Origin of the sequence: Corallococcus sp. CA054B (assembly GCF_003611625.1) — a bacterium.
In the GTDB taxonomy this organism is placed as follows: Bacteria; Myxococcota; Myxococcia; order Myxococcales; family Myxococcaceae; genus Corallococcus; species Corallococcus coralloides.
Genome location: NZ_RAVY01000001.1, coordinates 36,302 through 54,427, shown reverse-complemented (window position 1 = coordinate 54,427; position 18,126 = coordinate 36,302). Strand labels below are relative to the sequence as shown.

Genomic DNA, 18,126 nt, shown 5'->3' with positions numbered 1-18,126 from the left:
GGAAATCATGGCACCACGTTTCATCTGCTTGCTCATGTTGTCGCTGGCCCTGCCTGGCGCTTCCGCCAGCGCCGAGGAGCCGGCTTACGAGCCGCCTCCGGAATCGGCCCCGGGTTGGTTCGAGAATCCCACCCGCACGCGCGGACTGCTCGGCTCAACGGCGCTGCCGCTGCATGCGGGAGAAGGCTTCATCGGACAGCAGGCGTTCTTCTTCACCGTCGCGGAGGTGGGCGTGAGCGAGCGTGTGTCCGTGCACCTGGCCACGGCCGCCCCGTTCCAGCTGGTGTACACCGACACGTCCTTCAGCCTCATGGGGGGCATCAAGGTGAGCACGCCGCTCACCGAGAAGCTGCATCTGGCGTTCGGTGCGCAGGGCGGCTCCTATGACAGCGACTTCCCGGGCTCGGGGGGGCTCCACAACGCCGTCGCCGCCTACGGCACCCTCACCTATGGGACGGCCGACGCGAACCTCTCCGTCACGGTCCAGCCCATCTACGTCTGGGAGCGGGGCAGGAATGGGAGCGTGATGGTGCTGCCCATGGTGGGAGGCTTCCTGCGCGTCAGCGAGCACTGGGGCTTCGCGGGGGAAATCGCCATCTCACCGGTGGAGGCCATCGCGGACGCGTTCGCCTTCGCGACGGCGGGCGCGCGGTTCATGGGGCCCCGGTGGTCCGTGGACCTGGGAGTCCTCGCCGGAACGCAGTTGCAGCAACAGGACGCCCCCTCCTTCGTCCCCGGAGCGACCTTCCTGTACCACTGGCGCTGAGCCCAGGGGAAAGGCAGGCGGTCCGCGTCGGGAGGTGCACGCGGGCCGCCGCTTCCGTCAGCGCGCGCTCGGGGTGGTGCCGACCACGTTCACCGTGGCCGTGGCGCTGGCCGCGATGCCGAAGTCCTCCTGGTGGATGATCAGGTCCACGGTGTGCGCGCCACGCGCGCCCGGAGGCACGGACTTCGTCATCGTGAAGGTGTAGGCGCCGCCCGGGGGCAGGTTGACGCCCCAGTCGGACCAGGACGTGTCCCAGCCCTCCGGCAGGTTGGACCCAAAGTCGTACCAGACCCAATTGCACGAAGCGGAGTCGTTGTTGGTGACGCTCACCGTCCACGTGACCTCCGAGCCCGGGGCCGCCGTCACGGTCGCAGGCGCGAGCGACAGCGTGGGCGGCGTCGCGATGCAACGCTCGACGACCTCCACCGTGGCGGTGCCCTGCACGCTCTGGCTGCCCCGCGTGACGGTGACGCCCGCCGAGTAGGGCCCGGGCGGCGTGCTGTAGGGCACATACGTCTGGAGGCCCAGCGTGTCGGAGCTGGACGCAGCGACCGTGCGTTGCGCGGGCAGCGGGTCAGCGCCCCAGCCCGAAGGGACGATGGCGGAGAGCTGGAAGGTGCTCGGCGCGCATCCCACCGAGTCCCGGTTGATCAACTCCAGCGCGAACTCCGGCCGCGCTCCGGGCCAGAAGCTCGGCTCCAGGGGCGTCACCCGCACTTCAGGCACGGCCTGCACACAGGTCGTCGTGCGGTACTGGATGCTCACGGTCAGCCCCGCGGCGGTCGCCGCCTCCACCGTGAGGGAGAGGTCGCTGTGCGGGTCGTTCCACGTCGTGCCCGGCAACAGCGCCGGGTCGCTCCAGGAGGACGTCCCCGGCGTGAAGTCGAGCAGGTGGGTGCCGTCCCGCGCCTCCGCGTCCTCCAGGTGGATGAGCGCGCCGCCGAACACCTGGGACGCCAACGTCGATTCGAAGAGCCCCACGGGCCGGCGGTACTCCACCCACAGCCAGTCATTGGCACCAGCGCGCCGGCGCACCTTGAGCGCCTTGAGTCCACCGGACGCCACCACCGGCGCGAGCGTGAAGGTGCCGCCCGTGCCATCCACCTGGGCCACCGCGGAGGGAGCCAGCCAGCCGATGCGCGCCTTGTGCGGCGCCGCGTAGTGGCCCAGGTTCCAATCGCCCATCGACGAGAAGAGGTCCCCGTATTCGTCGATGACGCCCAGCGTGCCCGGCATGCCCAGCGGCTGCGTGCCGAAGTCGCGCGAGCTCGCGTGGTTCAGCGAGAGGTTGTGACCTGCCTCATGCGTCACCAGCTTCACGGCGGTGTCGTGGCTCGTCATCCAGTCCGCGACGAGCCAGGCCGTGGAGGCCGTCACGGTGCCATCCGCCGTCGCGACCTGACCGCAGGACAAGGTGGCCTGCCCCGCGTAGGCGCAGCCCTGCGTGGGATTGGGATGAACAATGAAGATGCGGTCGTACTGCCGGAAGTCCACGTCCGCGTCCGCCGCTCGCACGGCCGCGTCGCGCAGGGCGTCCGTCTCCGAGCAGGAGTAGGCGCGGTCCAGCGTGTACCAGCCCCGCACGGTGCCCGTGGTGGTGGTGCGGCCCTCGGACACCTCGCTCCAGTAGGTCGCCAGCGAGCGCTGCGTGGTGGAGAAGAACGCAGCATGGATCCCCTGCGGAGTGGCGGCGGGCTGGGGCATGCCGGGGAAGGCCGCGAGGATGACGAGGCTGCGCTGCACCCCGGTGACGCCACACGCGCCCGAAGGGGTCTGCACGGCCGCGGCGTGGCGGTCCACCTCCACGCTCCGGGCCATGAAGCGGTGCTCGCCCTGGGTTCCGCGCAGCGTCACCCGCTGACCGCTGCGCAACCCCTCCGGTGCTCCGCCGGTGAAGGCCAGCGGCAGATGCCGCCCCCCGGCGACGAGGAAGTACTCCTCGTGTGAGGCCTTGAACGACGGCGCGTCCACGACCCGGACTTCGAGCTCACCCTGGACCACCTCTTCACGGGTGGCGTTGGCCGTGCGCTCCTCTGGGACGGAAACCTGCGTGTTACAGGCCGCGAGCCACACGGCCGCGGCGATGAGCCACTTGCGGGACATTTCCCCTCCGGCGAGCGGTGGCCCGGCGCGGGAGTGCCCCTGGCGACCGCCGCGCGCCTTGTGCCCCCGGCCGCGCGCGTGCGCAATTCGTCACTGGAGGATGTCACGCGGATTTTGAAGAGGCTCCGCCCCCCTCCCGCGCCTAACGCAGCTCCAGTTGGGCGCAGTTGGTGCAGTGGCTCCAGCTGGAGTCCGCCTTGCTCTTGAAGTCGACGACCGCGACGTCCTTGAAGGGGCTGGTGTTGTCGTCGATGCGCAGGGTGACGGGCTTGCCGCCCAGGCGCACCTGCACCTTGTAGCGGCCGATGGGCACGTCCTTCATCGCCCCGTCCTTGTCGGGCTTGAGGGTGAGCTTCTTGCCCGCGCTGCCGTCGATGAGCGGGCCCACCGGCTCCAGCTGCACCTCCAGGTTCGGATACTGGTCGTCGCGGAAGCTGGACTCGTAGGTGGTGACCACCTTCAGCGTGCCGCCGTAGAAGCCGCCGCCCTGCTCGTTGGGGATGGCGCCCGACAGCTTCCAGGAGAAGTTGCGAACGCCGCCGTCGTTGCCCGGAACGAACTTGGGATTGTCCGGGTGCAGCGGCAGGGTGAAGGTGTCTCCGTTGTACTTGCGCTCCACCATCCCGAAGACGCGCCATCCGCCGGGGCCGCACGACACCGAGTACTTGCCGGAGCCGTCCGTGAGCGCCTTCTTGTCGGTGTCGTCGTAGGTGGCGGTGGCGTGGTCCGTGTTGAGCGCGTCGTTGTGGTTGTAGACATCCAGGATGATCTTCGCCCCGGACAGCGGGCGGCCCTGGGTATCCACTGCCTTGCCTTGGATGACGTGGGCCTTGGCCCCCTCGGCGGAGGCCTGGCTGCAGGCGCTCAGCCCCGCGGCCAGGGCGAGCAGCGTGGGGACGGTGATGCGGCGCAGTGCGGTCATGGCTTCTTCTCCTTCACCTCGGGCGGCCACGTGGACAACAACACCACCGGGGAATGAACTGTTTCAGCGACGGCGCTCATCCTGCCCCAACCCGCCCTGGTTCGCGGCCCGGAAATGGCCGACGATGGGAAGCTGTTGCACAGGCTCCACTGCAAGGCACCTTTGCGTATGAAGTGGCTCGCGCCCGTCCTGCTCCTGGCCTTCGTGGGCTGCGCCGAGCCACGGCGCTCGGAGCCACCCGAGGCTCCGCTCGGTGCGTTCCACTTCACGCTGGAGTCGCGGCCGGTGGCCGCGCAGGTGGAGCTGCTCGACTCGCTCGGCTACTCCGGGGTGACGCTGTTCTGGCCGGGCCACGAGGTCTTTGACGGCTTTGCCCGCCAGCCCGCGGTGGAGGCGGGACGGGTGCGGCTTCCCGCCGTCCTCTTCGCCCTGCCCTTCGACACGGCCTGGGACCGCGAGGAACTGAACAGCATCCTGGCGGCGCTCGCCCCCAGGCGGACGGCGCTCTGGCTCATCCTGAGCGGACCGCCGGACGCGAAGACGAGCATGGTCGCCTCGGTCCGTGACGTGGTGGACCTGGCCTCCGCGCACGGCGTGGACGTCGTCCTGTACCCGCACGACGGCGAGGCCATCGAGAACGTCGAGGAGTCGCTCGCCCTGATGGCCGCGGTCGACCGTCCCCGCTTGAAGACCTCGCTCCACCTCTGCCACGAGCTCAGGGCGGGGAACCGCGACCGGCTGGAGGAGCTCATCGCCACCGCCGCCCCCCATCTCGCCCTGGTGAGCATCCACGGCGCAGCGCGCGAGTTCGATCCGAAGGCCCCCACCTGGTCCGAGGTCATCCAGCCGCTGGACCGGGGCGACCTGGACGTGGGGACCGGCTACCTGCTCCCCCTGCGCCGGGCCGGCTACGAGGGCCCCGTGCTGCTCCACACCTTCGGCATCGGGGCCCCACCGGAGGACCACTTCCGCCGCTCGATGCGGAAGTGGCGTGAGCTGTCGCGCTCGGTGGCGGACGCGCTCAGGGCTCGCTGAAGCCGCCGCGCACCCACGCGTTGGCGATGTCCCGGGTGAACTTGTAGTTCGCCGGCACGCGATGCTTCGCGACCGTTTCACCAGCGTCGTCGATGGCCGAGAGCAGCGCGTGGGGGTCGTACTCATCGGGCACGAGCTCGACCCGGACCTCGTACCAGCGGCCCTCCCAGGCGATGGAGAGCTTCTTGGTCATGGCCTGGTCGCGCTGTCGCGCGGAGCGGTCCAGGACCTCCGAGGCCGTCTTCACGAAGGTCGCGAACGCTGTCGCATCGAAGGGCTTGGGGTTCTTCTTGTCGCGGCCCATCACCCACGGACTGATGAGGACGGGCTCGGGGATGCCCTGCTTGCGGATCTCCACGGCCCAGCCGTCGTCCTCCTCGTTCTTGATGACCCGGGCCGACCAGCCGTTCCTCCGCCAGAACGCAGGCTCCATGACCTCGGGCTCGGCGGGCGTTTGCTCATTGCTCATGGGCATTCCTCATACCCCTGATTGCCCTCGCGCGGTGCCTCCTTCGAGCATGGGGCCCGTGCTATCCCGGAGGCATGGCCCCGTCCCGGGGCCAGCTCACCAGGGGAGCGTCCATGCGCTTGTCATTGATTCGCGGTCTCGTGGCGGGGATGTCCTGGGGCGCGTCCGCGTCCGCGCAGACGAGCTTCTCCCTCACCCCACCCTGCGCGCCGGGGCTCTGTGGCGCGTCGCGCCTGGGTGGAGCGGCCATGAAGCCAGCGGGCGCGGTGGGTGATTCGCAGTACATCGAAGTGGACGTGGCGGCGACGCAGTTGCTGCAGTCCAGCAGCGAGCACATCGCCATCAGCGGCTTCGCGAGCGGCCACCCGTTCGGCACCAGCGGTGCGTTCAGCACCACCGCACCGAACGGCGGCATCGGCATCGCGCTGGGGCGCATCGACACCGCGTCGCACCCGAGCTGCCCCGCGGACCCATCGGACTCGAAGGTGGAGTTCGCCATCGAGCGGTTCGCATGGAGCGACATCTACGGGTCGCAAATCCTGCACTGTGTGTCATTCGACAAGGCGGCGCTGAACGGCGTGTGGAAGGTGCGCCTGGGCCTCTACGTGTCGTGCGTGGGCACGGCGTGCAGCGCGTCCGCGACGCTCGAGGATCCGGTCACGTTCGTGCAGTTCGGCGCTGTGTCCAGCAGCGGCATCGCGCTCGCGAACCCGACCGCGGCACGCCGGCCCTGGTACGCGGTCACCAACTTCGCGGCCGAGCCCTTCAACTACAGCGCCACCTTCTGGGTGCGCTCGGAGTCATACAACTCCTACTGACGCGCCCGAGGGCCAGCGCATCCTCGTGCCCTGGGAGGGAAGCGCGCTGCCTCACGGACGGAAAGCGAACCTCCCGAGCGGGGTGAGCCGTTGCCTCGCCTCGCGGCCGTGCCCCGGACCTGCTGTTCGCCCAGGTGCAGCCGGGGGTGGCACCGGCCCTGCAGTCGGAGCCCGTTGGAAGTTTCTCGACGGGAGCCGGGACCGATGGGCACGAGACGCAGGTGGCTGGGAGCGGTGGTGGCGCTGGGGGTGGTGGGGTGCGGGCCAATGGAGCCAGCGGAGTTGGAGGGCGGGCCGGAGCCGGCCGCGCCCGCCGAGGCATCCGAGCTGGGCCACGCCGAGCTCGCGGCGACCACCACCACGCGCACGATTACGGCGTACGCGGACACGATGGCGGACGCCACCCAGCCGGACAAAGGCTTCGCCTCCGCGCAGACGCTCTACGCGGACGCCTCGCCACGGCGCCAGCCGTACCTGCGCTTCAACCTTTCAAGTGTGGAGGGGGTCATCACCTCCGCGAAGCTGCGCGTGTACGTGGTGGATGGCAGCAAGGACGGTCCGGCCGTCTATGGGGTGCGTCCGGACTGGAGCGTCTCCTCGCTCACCTGGAACAAGGCGCCGGCCGTCCTGACGCAGAAGCTGGCGGACGTGGGCGCGGTCTCCGCGGGCACGTGGGTGGAGTACGACGTGTCCTCGTGGGTGAAGGCGAACTTCTACGACTATGCCTTCACGCTCGTCTCCACCACGAGCGACGGCACCGGCATCGAGGCGAATGACGCGCCGGGCAGCAACAACCCGCGCCTGGTCCTCACCGTCCAGGATTGCCCCGAGCCGCGGCTGGCCGTCTTCCCTTCCAGCTTCGACACCTGGGTGTCCCAGGAGGAGCCCACGCGGCGCAACGCCGACAGCACGGCGCTCACTTCGGACGGCGCTCCGGAGAGCGAGGCGTACCTGTCCTTCGACGTGTTGACGGGGAGTCGCACGGTGACGGGCGCGCGGCTGCGCGTCTTCGCGACGGGGGGGACGGGGAACGCGCCGGCCGTCCACGCGACGACGAACTGGAGCGGCGGTGACTTCGACTGGACGAGCCGCCCGGTGGTGGCCCCCACGCCGCTGGCGGACAAGGGCAGCGCGAGCAGCGGCACCTGGGTGGAGTACGACGTGGGGGCGGCCATCACCGGAGACGGGCGCTACGGCTTCGCGCTGCGGCCCCAGAGCACGGATGGAATGACCTTCACCTCCAACGAGGGCCCGTTGCACCAACGGCCGCAGCTCGTCCTCTCGTACACGGAGTCGACGTGCGCGTACCGGGGGCTCAGCCGGGTGGGCGGCACCGTGTCGGGCGTGATGCATGTGTCCGCGGGGGGCGACGAGCGGGTGGTCTCCACGGCGGCGGCCGCCGACGGGGGATGGGTGGCGCTCGGCTCCTACGTGTCCAATGGCAGCGCCTACCCTCCTTCGTTTGGAGAGGGCCCGTTGCCGGGCACACAGGGCCTCGCGGTGACGCGCTACCGCGCGGACGGCTCGGTGGTGTGGAGCGTGGGACATGTCGGCCAGTACCTCCCGGCGAAACTCGCGGTGACGCCAACGGGCCAGGTGCTCGTGGTGGGCCGCTATTACGGCGCACCGGACCTGGGCACGGGCCCGCTGCCGCAGACCATGTCGACACGCCTCTTCGTGATGCGGCTGACCGCTGACGGGATGACGGAGTGGGTGAGGACCTTCGCCTCCACGGACAGCAGCAGCGGACTGCTGGGCGTGCTCGAGCCCACCGGCCTCACCACGGACCCGGAAGGCGCGCCCATCGTCGCGGGCCGGTTCTCCGGTGAAGTGGATTTCGGCGGCGGGCCGCTGCGCTCGGACGCTTCGGGGTCGCAGGCGACCATCGCCCTGTACCTGGTGAAGTTCACGGCGGACGGCTCGCACGCGTGGTCGCGGACCTTCGCGGCCTCCGATGCGTCGTCCCAGCTGACGGTGGCGGCGGACAGCGCGGGCAATCTCTATCTCAGCGGCTCGGCGCCGGGCGGCACGGAGCTCGCCCCGAGCGGCAGCGGGCCCACGCCCTTCGTGGCGCGGCTCACCGCCACGGGCGAGCGGGTGTGGACGCGCGCCTGGGCCGGTGCCAACGGCGCCACCGTGGCGGTGGTCCCGTATGGCGGCGACGTGTACTTCAGCGGCACCTTCACGGGCGCCTTCAGCTTCGCGGGCACGACGTACACGCAGGTGCCCACGGATTACAGCGGCTTGCCGGATGACCTGTTCCTGGGGCGGTTGACGGGGGATGGCGCCGACGTGTGGTTGAAGCACGTGGGCGCGCCGTATGGCGAGAGCGCCCAGGGGCTCGAGGTCACCCGCACCGGCACGGTGGTGCTGTGGGCGCGGACGAGCGGCCCGGTGAGCTTCGGAGGCGGCACGTTGCGTGGAGGCCCCATCTACGCGGGCTACTCGACGGCCGGCACGCACCGCTGGTCACGCCACCTGCCACTCACCGGGTTTCCCACCGCGCTCACGACGGGGGAGCTCCTGTTGGGCACGACCCTCCAGGACACGACCCAGGTGGACGGCGTGAGCTACGTGCCCTTCGCCTGGCACGGCACGACCGTCACGGACGACGCGCTCTTCCTCCGGCTGCGGCCTTGACGCAGGCGCTGCCCCCGGGCCTGGGCGCAGCCAGTCCCGGGGGCAGCATCCGTATCTCTTCGTGGAGCCCCTGCCCTTCCAGGCCACCGGGGCATCGCCACGGAGACGCCGTTGCAGACGTACGACCTGTTCGCTCCCACCACCGAGTCGGAGCGCCACGCCCTGTATGCGCGCATGCGCGCGGAGTCCGGGCTCTGCCGGATCGCGCCCTTCGGCGCCTATGCCGCCGCCCGGTACGAGGACGTGCGCACCGTCCAGAAGAACGCGCAGCGCTTCTCCTCCGAAGCGCTCGCGACGACGGCGGAGCCGCCCTGGCTGGGGCCCAACCCGGTGGCGCAATCGCTCGTCACGCGGGATCCGCCGCGCCACACGCAGCTTCGCGCCATGATCAACCGCGCCTTCGGTCCCACCGGCATGGCGCGGCTGGAGGCCGACGAGCGCATCTTCGAGCAGCCGGACGTCTTCGCTCCCGGCCGGGAGAAGGCAAGCCAGCACCTCTCCTTCGGCCACGGCATCCACTTCTGCCTGGGCGCGCAGCTCGCGCGCATGGAGGCCCGGCTCGCGCTGGAGGCGCTCGTCCCGCGCATCCGCGCCCTGCGGCTCCGCTCCCCGGCCATCGAGTGGCTCCCGGGGCTCACCATCCACGGGCCCCGGACGCTCCCGGTGGAGCTCCTCCCGGCCTGAAGCCAGGCGGCTTCCCTCCGAGTTCCAACGACATACAAACCGTGGCGTGGCCATTCAAGACCCACCGCGTTCGGTTTGACCCAGTTGCTGGAATTTATGGGCTTTCAATATACACCGGCCGACTCTTGGCGCTGCCAGCCCATGCAGCGTGAAACGAGGAAGCATGGCCCCCGTGAAGCAGCGAAGGAAATCCCTCATCTTGACGGCTGACATCCGGCTGTCAGCCGTCTCTCTGTTCTTGATGACCGCCTGTGGCGAGACCCGGGAGGAGGGACAGCCACAGCCTCCGCTGGGACAGGCCGAAGCAGCGGCCAATGGCGAGTGCGTGGTCCAACCGCCCTTCAATCCCAACTTCGAGCCGGAACTGGAGTGGGCTTGGAGTGGAAGCACCATCCTGCCACAGCACAAGCAGGTCATGATGACGCCCATCGTCGTGGAGGTGAACGGCGATGGCATCCCAGACGTCGTCTTCAGCTCCTTCGCGGGCGCCAACTACACGACGGATGGCGTCTTGCGTGCCATCAGCGGCGCGGACGGCAGCGAACTGTGGACCGTGACGGACCCGGCCCTGCGCGTGCGGGGAGCCGCGAGCGTGGCTGGCGCGGACATCGACGGTGACGGCCTGGTGGAGCTGTGCGCCATGCCATCGAGCGGCGGCGGCATCCTCTGCTTCGAGAACACCGGCGCGTTCAAGTTCCGGACGGAGGGAACGCTGAACAACTGGGGAGGCGTCTCGTTCTCGGACCTGGACGGCGATGGCACCGTGGAAATCATCAACGGCAACCAGGTCTTCAGCAATACGGGCGTGCTGAAGTGGTCAGGGATGGATGGCATGGGTGGCCAGTCCACGGGCCCCATCTCGTTCGCGGCGGACATTGACGGTGACGGCCTGCGGGAAGTGGTCAATGGCAGGGCCATCTACCGCCATGACGGCACGCTCAAGTGCAGGAACACGAACATCGGGCATGGACTGGCCGGCGTGGCCAACTTCGACAGCGATCCCCACGGAGAGGTCGTGGTGGTGTCCGCCGGTCGAGTCTCGCTGATGGATGACGACTGCACCCTGCTCTGGACCCAGGTCCTCCCCGGCGGCGGCAACGGTGGCGCGCCCAACATCGCCGACTTCGACGCGGACGGCCTGCCGGAGATCGGTGTGGCTGGCGCCACGCGGTACACCGTCTTCGAGACGAATGGCACCGTCAAGTGGTCCAGCCCCGTCCAGGACAGCAGCTCGAACATGACGGGGTCGTCCACGTTCGACTTCGAAGGGGATGGGAAGGCGGAGGTGGTCTACGCCGACGAGGTCCGCCTGCGCATCTATGACGGTGCGACTGGCGCGGTGCGCTTCAGCGTGGAGCATGCCTCCGGGACGACCTACGAGAACCCGCTCATCGTCGACGTGGATGGTGACGACAACGCGGAGATCGTCGTCGCCTCGAACAACTACGGCTTCCCTGGTGCCACGGGCATCCGCGTGTTCCGCGACCGCTCGGATGGTTGGGTGAACACCCGCCGCATCTGGAACCAGCACGCGTATTCCGTCACCCACATCAACGACGATGGCACCGTCCCCACGCACCCCATCGATAACTGGCGGACCCCCGGGCTCAATACCTTCCGCTCCAACAGCCAGGGCACCGGCTCCACCAACCCCTTTGCCGCCGCGGATGTCACGGTGACGGAGGTCAGCGCCGGGTGCGACCGGACGACCGGAGCCCTCAGTCTCAACGCGCATGTCTACAATCAGGGGGATGCCGCCGTCTCCGCCGGGCTGCCCGTGGCCTTCTACCAGGGCAATCCCACCGCGGGCGGCACGCTGCTGGGCGTGGCCACCCTCCCCTCCGTGCTCACCGCCGGCCATGGCGCGGTCGCAACCCTCTTGCTCGCCTCCGCCCCGGGCGGGACCGCGGAGATCTGGGCCGTGGCGGACAACGATGGCACGGGCGTCGGCCGGGAAACCGAATGCGTGGAGACCAACAACAGCGGCAGCGCACCCGTCAGTCTGGAGTGCTCCACCAACGTCCCGCCTGTCGCTGTCTGCAAGGACGTCACCGTCAGCGCCATCACCTGTAACGCGCAGGTCAGCGTGGATGACGGAAGCCATGATCCGGATCAGCAGCCCTCCCCCCTCACCCTCACCCAATCCCCCTCGGGTCCGTTCGGCCTGGGGAGCCACTCCGTCTCGTTGACGGTTTCCGATGGGCAGTCGAGCGACTCCTGCACGGCCACGGTCACCGTCGTCGACACCACGGCCCCCGTCATCACCTGTCCGGCCGAGCGCATCGTGGAAGCCACGGGCCCGGAGGGAGCCTTCGTCATTCCCGGGGAGGCCACCGCTTCAGACGCGTGTGGCGCGACGATCAGCGGCCCTTCCGCTGGAATCCATCCCCTGGGGACCACGGAGGTGACGTACACCGCCACGGACGCAACGGGCCTCAGCGCTTCCTGCACCACCGCCATCCACGTGGTGAACCACGACTCGGCGCCCCCTGACCTCACCATGTGCAACATGCCGCGCTACACGTCCGCGGAATTGATCAAGGCGTGTGGCTGGGCCACGCCCGGCTCCAGTGGCGCGGCCATCAGCGCGGTCCTGCTCACCATCGACGGGGGCGCTCCCCTGCGCCTCACGCCGGACCTCAGCGGCGGCCACGTCGTGAGCTGGCTGGAGCTGCCCGAGGGCGAGCACACCATTACCCTCACCGTCATTGATACCGCCGGCGGCACCGCGACCCGGAGCATGGAGGTGACGGTGGACCGCACCGCGCCAGTCCTCCGGGTCCTCGCCCCCGCGCTCGATGTCCCCCAGCCCTGGGTGGTGGACATCCTCACGGAGGTCACGGACCTGACCCCGGTGCGGGTGACCGCCAACTGGATCCACACGGCGGACGTCGGCGCGGGGACGAACATTGCCGCGCACACGGTGGCCTTCTCGAGCCCCGGCTACAACGCCGTGCTCCTTCAGGCCACGGACGCCGCGGGCAACACCTCGGAGCAGGTCATCCAGGTGCTCGTCCAGTAGTCCCGGACAACCGGGTCTCGCCCTCCTGGTGGGAGGGCGAGACTCGCGGACGTGTTTCAGCGAGGCGCTTTTCCACGCGGCCTTCACGAGCGAATGCCGTGCGCGTCGAAATGTGTTGAAGATGGGCGCATGTCGCCGCCCCCGGCCCATCCGTCACTGACCTCACTCGTGCCCCCACCGGGCGAGCTGCTTCGCACGCAGAGAAAAGCGGGCCGGTCCGCCGTGGTCGGCCTGATGCTCCTCTGGGGCGCCGCCTTCGTGAGCCCCTTCGTGACCTACCAGGCGGACGTGAAGGCCGCGGAGGGCGAGCTCCTCGTCCACCTGTCGGACCGCGCGGGCCTCCAGGCCCAGGCACTGGGCGCGCACCTGGGACTGCTGCGCGCGGAGCTGCAACGGCTGGCGGAACACCCGGCGCTCAGACCCGAGGATGGTGCGGCGGCCCCCGAGGTGGCGCTCCTCGAGAATGCCTTCGGCCACACGTCCCTCTTCTCGGCGGGCGTCGCGCTGCTGGCAGCGGACGGCGAGCGCATCTGGAGCGACCCGGTGGACATGCCGCTGGGGCGCACACCGCTCCCCACGCGCCCGTGGTTCCGGCGGATGATGGAGCGGCGGGCCGCTTCGGTCGGACTGCTGGACGAGGAAGGCGGAGGGCTCGTCGCGGTCGCGGTCCCCGTCGTGCGCGACGAGCGTGTCGTGGGCCTGCTCGTGGGCGAGCTCGCGACGGCGAGCGAGCTGCTACCGCCCCATCGCGGGGCGAACGAGTCCCTGGTCGCCCTGCTCGGCGAGCGCGGCCGGCTCCTCCTTCCGGCAATGCCTCCGCCACTCTTGCGCCAGCCGGAGCTCGCCGCGCGCCTTCGCCCGCTGGTGGAAGCGCCCGGGGCCATCACGCTCGGAGGCACGCGGCTGCTCGGCGCGGCGGCGCTCGTTCCCGGAACCGAGATGCTGCTCGCCGTGCTCGAGGACGAGGCGAGGGACCGCGAGCAACTCAAGCGCCGCTACCTCGGGCAGCTCGGCTTCCACACCGCGCTGCTCGGCGGCGTGCTCCTGCTCTTCACGGTGCTCCTGCGCCGCTCCTACCGTTCGCTGATGGCCGCCGAGGAACAGCTGCGGCGCCAGGAGACGATGGCGGCGCTCGGCACGGCCTCCTCGCTCATCGCCCACGAGGTGAAGAACGCGCTCAACAGCATGCAGGCCGCGCTGAGCATGATTCGCGCGAAGGGAGGCGAAACGACCCTGCCCGTCCAGGCGCTGCGTTCCCAGGCGGACCGGCTCGGCCACCTCGCCCGCTCCTTGCTGAGCTTTGCCTCCCCCCAGTCCACGCAGCGGCGCAGCTGCGAGATGCACCTGCTCGTCCAGGACGCGCTTCAAGCCGTGAGGCTCCTGCCGGAAGCAGCGGATGTCACCATCGAGACCACACTGCAGGAGGGGCTCTTCGTGAAGGGGGACCCGACGCTGCTGGTCTCCGCTGTCGACAACCTCATCCGCAACGCCGTCGAAGCCGGCGCCGTGGCCCATGACACAGGGCTGCAGCCCACACCTCGCGTCCAGGTCCAGCTGCTTCGCGAAGGCGCGGAGGTGGTGCTCGTCGTGGAGGACAACGCGGGAGGAGTGCCCCTGGCCTTCGAGCCCAGGCTCTGGGAGCCCTTCGCGGTGGGCCGGTCGAGGGGAATCGGGCTTGGGCTTCCGATGGTGCGCACGGCCATCCGTGCGCATGATGGTGGAAGCGTTTCCTATACACGCGTGCCCGGAGGCAGCCGCTTCACGGTTCGCCTTCCGCTTGAGAAAATGGCTTCATGAGCACCTCCCTGCTGCTCGTCGATGACGACAGGACCTTCTCCTCGCTCGCGGCCTCCATGCTGAGCCAGGAGGGATTCCGCGTCCGGGTCGCGCGCTCGCTGCATGAGACCCGCGTCGCGCTCGCCGCCGAGGCCCCCGACCTCGTCGTGCTGGACCGGAGGCTGCCGGACGGAGACGGGCTCGTCTTCCTGCCCGAGCTGCGGGCCCAGCTTCCAACGACCGTCGTGCTGATGGTGACCGCGCACGGCGATATCGAGAGCGCCGTCGAAGCCATCCGCGCGGGGGCTCGCGACTACCTGAGCAAGCCGGTCGAGATCGACGACCTGGTGATGCGCGCGCGCCGCGCGGCCAGCGACCTCCAGCTCCAGGAACGGCTGCGCCAGGCCGAGAGCGTCCTCGAAGGACGGCATCGGCTGGCGGAGTCCCGCTCGCCAGCGATGCAGCGAACCCTCCAGATGCTGGAGCGGATCGCCACCACGCCGCGAAGTCCCGTCCTGCTGCTCGGGGAGACCGGAACGGGGAAGGCGGTGCTCGCCCGCCATCTCCACGCCTTGCGCCAGAAGCAGGGGGCCTTCGTGCAGATCAACTGCGCCGCGCTCCCGGACACGATGATGGAGAGCGAGCTCTTCGGTCACGAGCGCGGCGCCTTCACGGATGCGAAGACGGCCAGGCGCGGGCTCGTGGAGCTCGCGAGCGACGGGCTCCTCTTCCTCGACGAGGTGGGGGAGCTGCCGCTCGCGCTCCAGGCCAAGCTGCTCACCTTTCTAGACAAGGGGGCCTTCCGGCGACTCGGTGGCATGACGGAGCTCACGAGCACCGCCCGGATTGTCGCCGCCACCAACAAGGACCTGGAAGCGGAGGTCGCCGCCGGGCGCTTTCGCGAGGACCTCCTCTTCCGGCTCAGCGTGTTCCGGGTGGACGTGCCCCCCTTGCGCGAGCGTCGCGAGGACGTGCTGCCGCTCGCGCGCACGCTCGTGCAGGAGCTCTGCTCGGAACTCGGACGGCGCCCGGTCCCCTTCTCCCCCGCCGCGGAGGAGCGCCTGGTGAGCTATCCGTTCCCCGGCAATGTCCGGGAGCTGCGCAACGTGCTCGAACGGGCGCTCGTGCTCGAGGTCGGCCCCGCGCTCGAACTCCAGTCGCTCGCCAAGGGAGGCGGCGCGCCGGCCGCGGTCGACCCCAATGCCTTCTCCGTGTCAGGCCCCCCCCGCCCGCTCGATGAAGTGGAGCGGCTCTATGTCCGGCACGTGCTCGAGCAGCTTGGAGGCAGGCGCATGGAGGCGGCACGCGCACTGGGCCTGTCCTATCCGACCTTCCTCCGCCGCCTGGAAGAGAATCCGCCCTCCGAGTGAGGGACTTTAAAATTCGTTCATCGCTCGGACCGCGGGCTTCAAGATTCTTTCATCGCCCCGTCTTGAGGCCTCCCGCCCTCGACGGGAGGTGTCTGGAACTGGCTGGCACAACGATTGCGTAGCCCCCCCTGTCACGCCAATCCCTGGTGTGGCGTGACAGCTGACAGGGGAGCTCAAGCAATGACTTCGGATGTAAAGGCAGCAGAGGCGAGGCCTTCGTTGAAGGCGATCCTCGCTTCGGATTTGCCAGCTTCGCTGGTGGTGTTCCTGGTGGCCCTGCCCCTCTGTATGGGCATCGCGCTCGCCTCTGGAGCGCCCATCATGGCGGGCCTCATTGCCGGCGTCGTGGGAGGCCTCGTGGTGGGCTTCCTGGGTGGCGTGCCGCTTCTGGTGAGCGGCCCCGCGGCGGGCCTCGCGGTGATGGTCTTTGGTTTCATCCAGCAGCTGGGCTTCGCCGTGACGTGCGCGGCGGTGGCCGCGGCGGGACTCGTGCAGGTGGCGCTCGGCGGGCTGAAGGTCGCGCGTTCCGCGCTGGCCATCTCCCCTGCCGTGATCCACGGCATGCTCGCGGGCATCGGCATTCTCATCGTGCTGGGGCAGGTCCACATCGTTCTGGGTGGCTCTCCTCAGAGCAATGCCTGGAACAACATCCGGGAGCTGCCCGGACAGATCCTCAACCTCCATGGCGCGGCCACGCTGCTGGGCCTGCTGACGCTGGGAATCCTCATCGCGTGGGGCTTCCTGCCGAACGGCCGGCTGAAGAAGGTCCCGGGGCCGCTGGTGGCGGTCATGAGCGGAACCGTGATCGCGGCGGTGATGAACGCGGACGTGGCCCGGGTGCAGCTGGCGGCGGATGCGCTGTCCGCCATCAAGCTGCCGTCCCTTCCGGAAAGCTCCATGTGGGGCGCCTTCGCCGTGGCCGTGTTCTCCCTCGCGCTCGTGGCGAGCGCCGAGTCGCTCTTGAGCGCGGTGGCGACCGACAAGCTCCACACCGGCCCGCGGGCGAACCTGGATCGCGAGCTGCTCGCGCAGGGTGTGGCGAACACCTTCTCCGGTCTGCTCGGCGGTCTGCCCATCACGGGCGTCATCGTGCGCAGCGCGGCGAACATCAACGCCGGCGCGAAGACGCGCTGGTCGGCGATCATGCACGCGGTGTGGATGCTGGCCTTCATCACCCTGCTGGGGAGCCTCGCGGCCTACGTGCCCCTGACGGTGCTCGCGGGCCTGCTCGTGCACGTGGGCCTGAAGCTCGTGAACCTCGCCCACATCCGGGAGCTGCGGCACCGCGGTGAGCTGCCCGTCTACCTCATCACCGTGGCCGGCGTGGTGGGCATCAACCTGCTCGCGGGCATCGGGCTGGGACTCGGCGCGGCCATCCTCCGGCTCCTGTGGCAGCTGGGCCAGGTGCGCGTGGAGATCCACGCCGACAGGGGCGTCCACCAGGTCTGCATCAGCGGAGCGCTGACGTTCGTCGGGGTGCCGAAGCTGTCGACGGCGCTCGCGAAGATTCCGTCGGGCTCCAACGTTGAGGTGGACGTGGCGGTGAGCACGCTCGACCACTCCGGCTTCGAGGCACTCGAGAGCTGGGCTGACACGCATCGCAAGACGGGTGGCACCGTGAGGATGGAGCCGCTCGAGGACGTCTGGACCCGGCGCAGCGCGCGTGCGGCGCTCGCCACGGAGCCTGCCGCCTCATCCTCTTCCTCCCCCGTTCATCACGTTTCGACTCTCTCTCCCGGAGGTGTGCAGTGAAGAAGCTCATCCGAGGCCTGCTCGATTTCCAGCGCCACACCCTGCCCTCGTACCGGGCGACCTTCGCGCGGCTCGCGAAGGGTCAGTCCCCTGACTGCCTCTTCATCAGCTGCTCGGACAGCCGCGTGGTGCCGAACCTGCTCGTCTCCACGGACCCCGGCGACCTCTTCACCGTGCGCAACGTGGGCAACCTCGTTCCGCCGGCCAGGCCGGGCGGACAGCCCTCGGCGGACCGCGGGGAGGCGGCGGCCATCGAGTTCTCCCTGGGCTTCCTGCCCATTGAAGACGTCGTGGTCTGCGGACACTCGAGCTGCGGCGCGATGAAGGCCATCCTGGCCGGAGGCACCGTGGACGGCGCCCCGAACCTTGAGCAGTGGCTCGCGCACGGAACGCCTTCGATCAAGAAGCTGCGTGAGAACAACTCCCTGGTGGGCCAAGGGCTGCCGGACGCGGACCGCCTCTCCCAGCTGAACGTCCTCGAGCAGCTGGAGCACCTGAAGACCTACCCCATCGTGCGCGACCGGCTCGCGGCGGGAACGCTGCGGCTGCACGGCTGGTGGTTCGACATCGGGGCGGCGCAGGTCCACGCCTACCGGGATGACCTTGGCCGCTTCGTGCCCATCGATGAGGCCGAGGGTGATCGGCTCCTGACGTCGCTGGCGGAAGAGCCGCCCGCGCTCCGCGCCGTCCAGTAAGGCAGCACCGAGCCTTCAAGGCAGCACCGAGCCTCGGCGATCCCGCGTTCAGCGTGGATCGCCGGGGCTCTGCA

General features: G+C 69.7%; 13 protein-coding genes. 10 read left to right on the top strand and 3 right to left on the bottom strand.

Annotated features, from left to right (window positions below; all coding sequences use genetic code 11):
- The first annotated feature begins 7 nt into the window (after nucleotides 1-7).
- A complete protein-coding gene (locus D7V80_RS00210; protein ID WP_120586252.1) occupies nucleotides 8-766 on the top strand; it encodes a hypothetical protein in 759 nt (252 codons plus the stop codon).
- Nucleotides 767-823: 57 nt separating this feature from the next.
- Here the strand turns inward: D7V80_RS00210 and D7V80_RS00205 are convergent, their stop codons facing one another.
- The gene (locus D7V80_RS00205; protein ID WP_120586251.1) at nucleotides 824-2,869 is read right to left on the bottom strand and encodes a zinc-dependent metalloprotease family protein; all 2,046 of its coding nucleotides are present in this window, start codon (nucleotides 2,867-2,869) and stop codon (nucleotides 824-826) included.
- Nucleotides 2,870-3,011: 142 nt separating this feature from the next.
- Nucleotides 3,012-3,791, bottom strand: a complete 780-nt coding sequence (locus tag D7V80_RS00200) for a hypothetical protein (protein ID WP_120586250.1) — start codon at nucleotides 3,789-3,791, stop codon at nucleotides 3,012-3,014.
- Between the two features lie 168 nt (nucleotides 3,792-3,959).
- Here D7V80_RS00200 and D7V80_RS00195 point away from each other — a divergent pair, with 168 nt between their 5' ends.
- Nucleotides 3,960-4,826, top strand: a complete 867-nt coding sequence (locus D7V80_RS00195; protein WP_158616519.1) for a sugar phosphate isomerase/epimerase — start codon at nucleotides 3,960-3,962, stop codon at nucleotides 4,824-4,826.
- On the opposite strand, the gene D7V80_RS00190 is transcribed toward D7V80_RS00195, so the two are convergent.
- A complete protein-coding gene (locus D7V80_RS00190; RefSeq protein ID WP_120586248.1) occupies nucleotides 4,813-5,295 on the bottom strand; it encodes a hypothetical protein in 483 nt (160 codons plus the stop codon). The two genes, D7V80_RS00195 and D7V80_RS00190, sit on opposite strands and share 14 nt — an antisense overlap.
- A 113-nt stretch (nucleotides 5,296-5,408) precedes the next feature.
- Between D7V80_RS00190 and D7V80_RS00185 the strand changes: the two genes are divergently transcribed.
- From D7V80_RS00185 to D7V80_RS00150, 8 genes are all read left to right on the top strand, one after another.
- On the top strand, nucleotides 5,409-6,113 hold the full coding sequence (locus D7V80_RS00185) for a hypothetical protein (RefSeq protein ID WP_147446945.1): 705 nt from the start codon (nucleotides 5,409-5,411) through the stop codon (nucleotides 6,111-6,113).
- Nucleotides 6,114-6,317: 204 nt separating this feature from the next.
- Complete coding sequence (locus D7V80_RS00180; RefSeq protein ID WP_120586246.1) at nucleotides 6,318-8,753, top strand: DNRLRE domain-containing protein; 2,436 nt, start codon at nucleotides 6,318-6,320, stop codon at nucleotides 8,751-8,753.
- 111 nt (nucleotides 8,754-8,864) lie between these two features.
- Nucleotides 8,865-9,437, top strand: coding sequence for a cytochrome P450 (locus D7V80_RS43560; protein WP_304986798.1), 573 nt, complete (start codon nucleotides 8,865-8,867; stop codon nucleotides 9,435-9,437).
- Between the two features lie 163 nt (nucleotides 9,438-9,600).
- On the top strand, nucleotides 9,601-12,459 hold the full coding sequence (locus D7V80_RS00170) for an FG-GAP-like repeat-containing protein (RefSeq protein ID WP_120586245.1): 2,859 nt from the start codon (nucleotides 9,601-9,603) through the stop codon (nucleotides 12,457-12,459).
- A 129-nt stretch (nucleotides 12,460-12,588) separates the two neighbouring features.
- Complete coding sequence (locus tag D7V80_RS00165) at nucleotides 12,589-14,256, top strand: sensor histidine kinase (RefSeq protein WP_120586244.1); 1,668 nt, start codon at nucleotides 12,589-12,591, stop codon at nucleotides 14,254-14,256.
- Nucleotides 14,253-15,605, top strand: coding sequence for a sigma-54 dependent transcriptional regulator (locus D7V80_RS00160; protein ID WP_120586243.1), 1,353 nt, complete (start codon nucleotides 14,253-14,255; stop codon nucleotides 15,603-15,605). Before D7V80_RS00165 ends, D7V80_RS00160 begins: the two co-directional genes overlap by 4 nt.
- Before the next feature lie 180 nt (nucleotides 15,606-15,785).
- On the top strand, nucleotides 15,786-17,357 hold the full coding sequence (locus tag D7V80_RS00155) for a SulP family inorganic anion transporter (RefSeq protein ID WP_120586242.1): 1,572 nt from the start codon (nucleotides 15,786-15,788) through the stop codon (nucleotides 17,355-17,357).
- The gene (locus tag D7V80_RS00150) at nucleotides 17,354-18,052 is read left to right on the top strand and encodes a carbonic anhydrase (RefSeq protein WP_120586241.1); all 699 of its coding nucleotides are present in this window, start codon (nucleotides 17,354-17,356) and stop codon (nucleotides 18,050-18,052) included. The genes D7V80_RS00155 and D7V80_RS00150 overlap by 4 nt, the downstream gene beginning before the upstream one ends.
- The last annotated feature ends 74 nt before the right edge of the window (nucleotides 18,053-18,126 follow it).

Coding starts and splice junctions, on each gene's coding strand:
- D7V80_RS00210 (WP_120586252.1), top strand. CDS start 8: ATGGCACCACGTTTCATCTGCTTGCTCATGTTGTCGCTGGCCCTGCCT.
- D7V80_RS00205 (WP_120586251.1), bottom strand. CDS start 2,869: ATGTCCCGCAAGTGGCTCATCGCCGCGGCCGTGTGGCTCGCGGCCTGT.
- D7V80_RS00200 (WP_120586250.1), bottom strand. CDS start 3,791: ATGACCGCACTGCGCCGCATCACCGTCCCCACGCTGCTCGCCCTGGCC.
- D7V80_RS00195 (WP_158616519.1), top strand. CDS start 3,960: ATGAAGTGGCTCGCGCCCGTCCTGCTCCTGGCCTTCGTGGGCTGCGCC.
- D7V80_RS00190 (WP_120586248.1), bottom strand. CDS start 5,295: ATGAGCAATGAGCAAACGCCCGCCGAGCCCGAGGTCATGGAGCCTGCG.
- D7V80_RS00185 (WP_147446945.1), top strand. CDS start 5,409: ATGCGCTTGTCATTGATTCGCGGTCTCGTGGCGGGGATGTCCTGGGGC.
- D7V80_RS00180 (WP_120586246.1), top strand. CDS start 6,318: ATGGGCACGAGACGCAGGTGGCTGGGAGCGGTGGTGGCGCTGGGGGTG.
- D7V80_RS00170 (WP_120586245.1), top strand. CDS start 9,601: ATGGCCCCCGTGAAGCAGCGAAGGAAATCCCTCATCTTGACGGCTGAC.
- D7V80_RS00165 (WP_120586244.1), top strand. CDS start 12,589: ATGTCGCCGCCCCCGGCCCATCCGTCACTGACCTCACTCGTGCCCCCA.
- D7V80_RS00160 (WP_120586243.1), top strand. CDS start 14,253: ATGAGCACCTCCCTGCTGCTCGTCGATGACGACAGGACCTTCTCCTCG.
- D7V80_RS00155 (WP_120586242.1), top strand. CDS start 15,786: ATGACTTCGGATGTAAAGGCAGCAGAGGCGAGGCCTTCGTTGAAGGCG.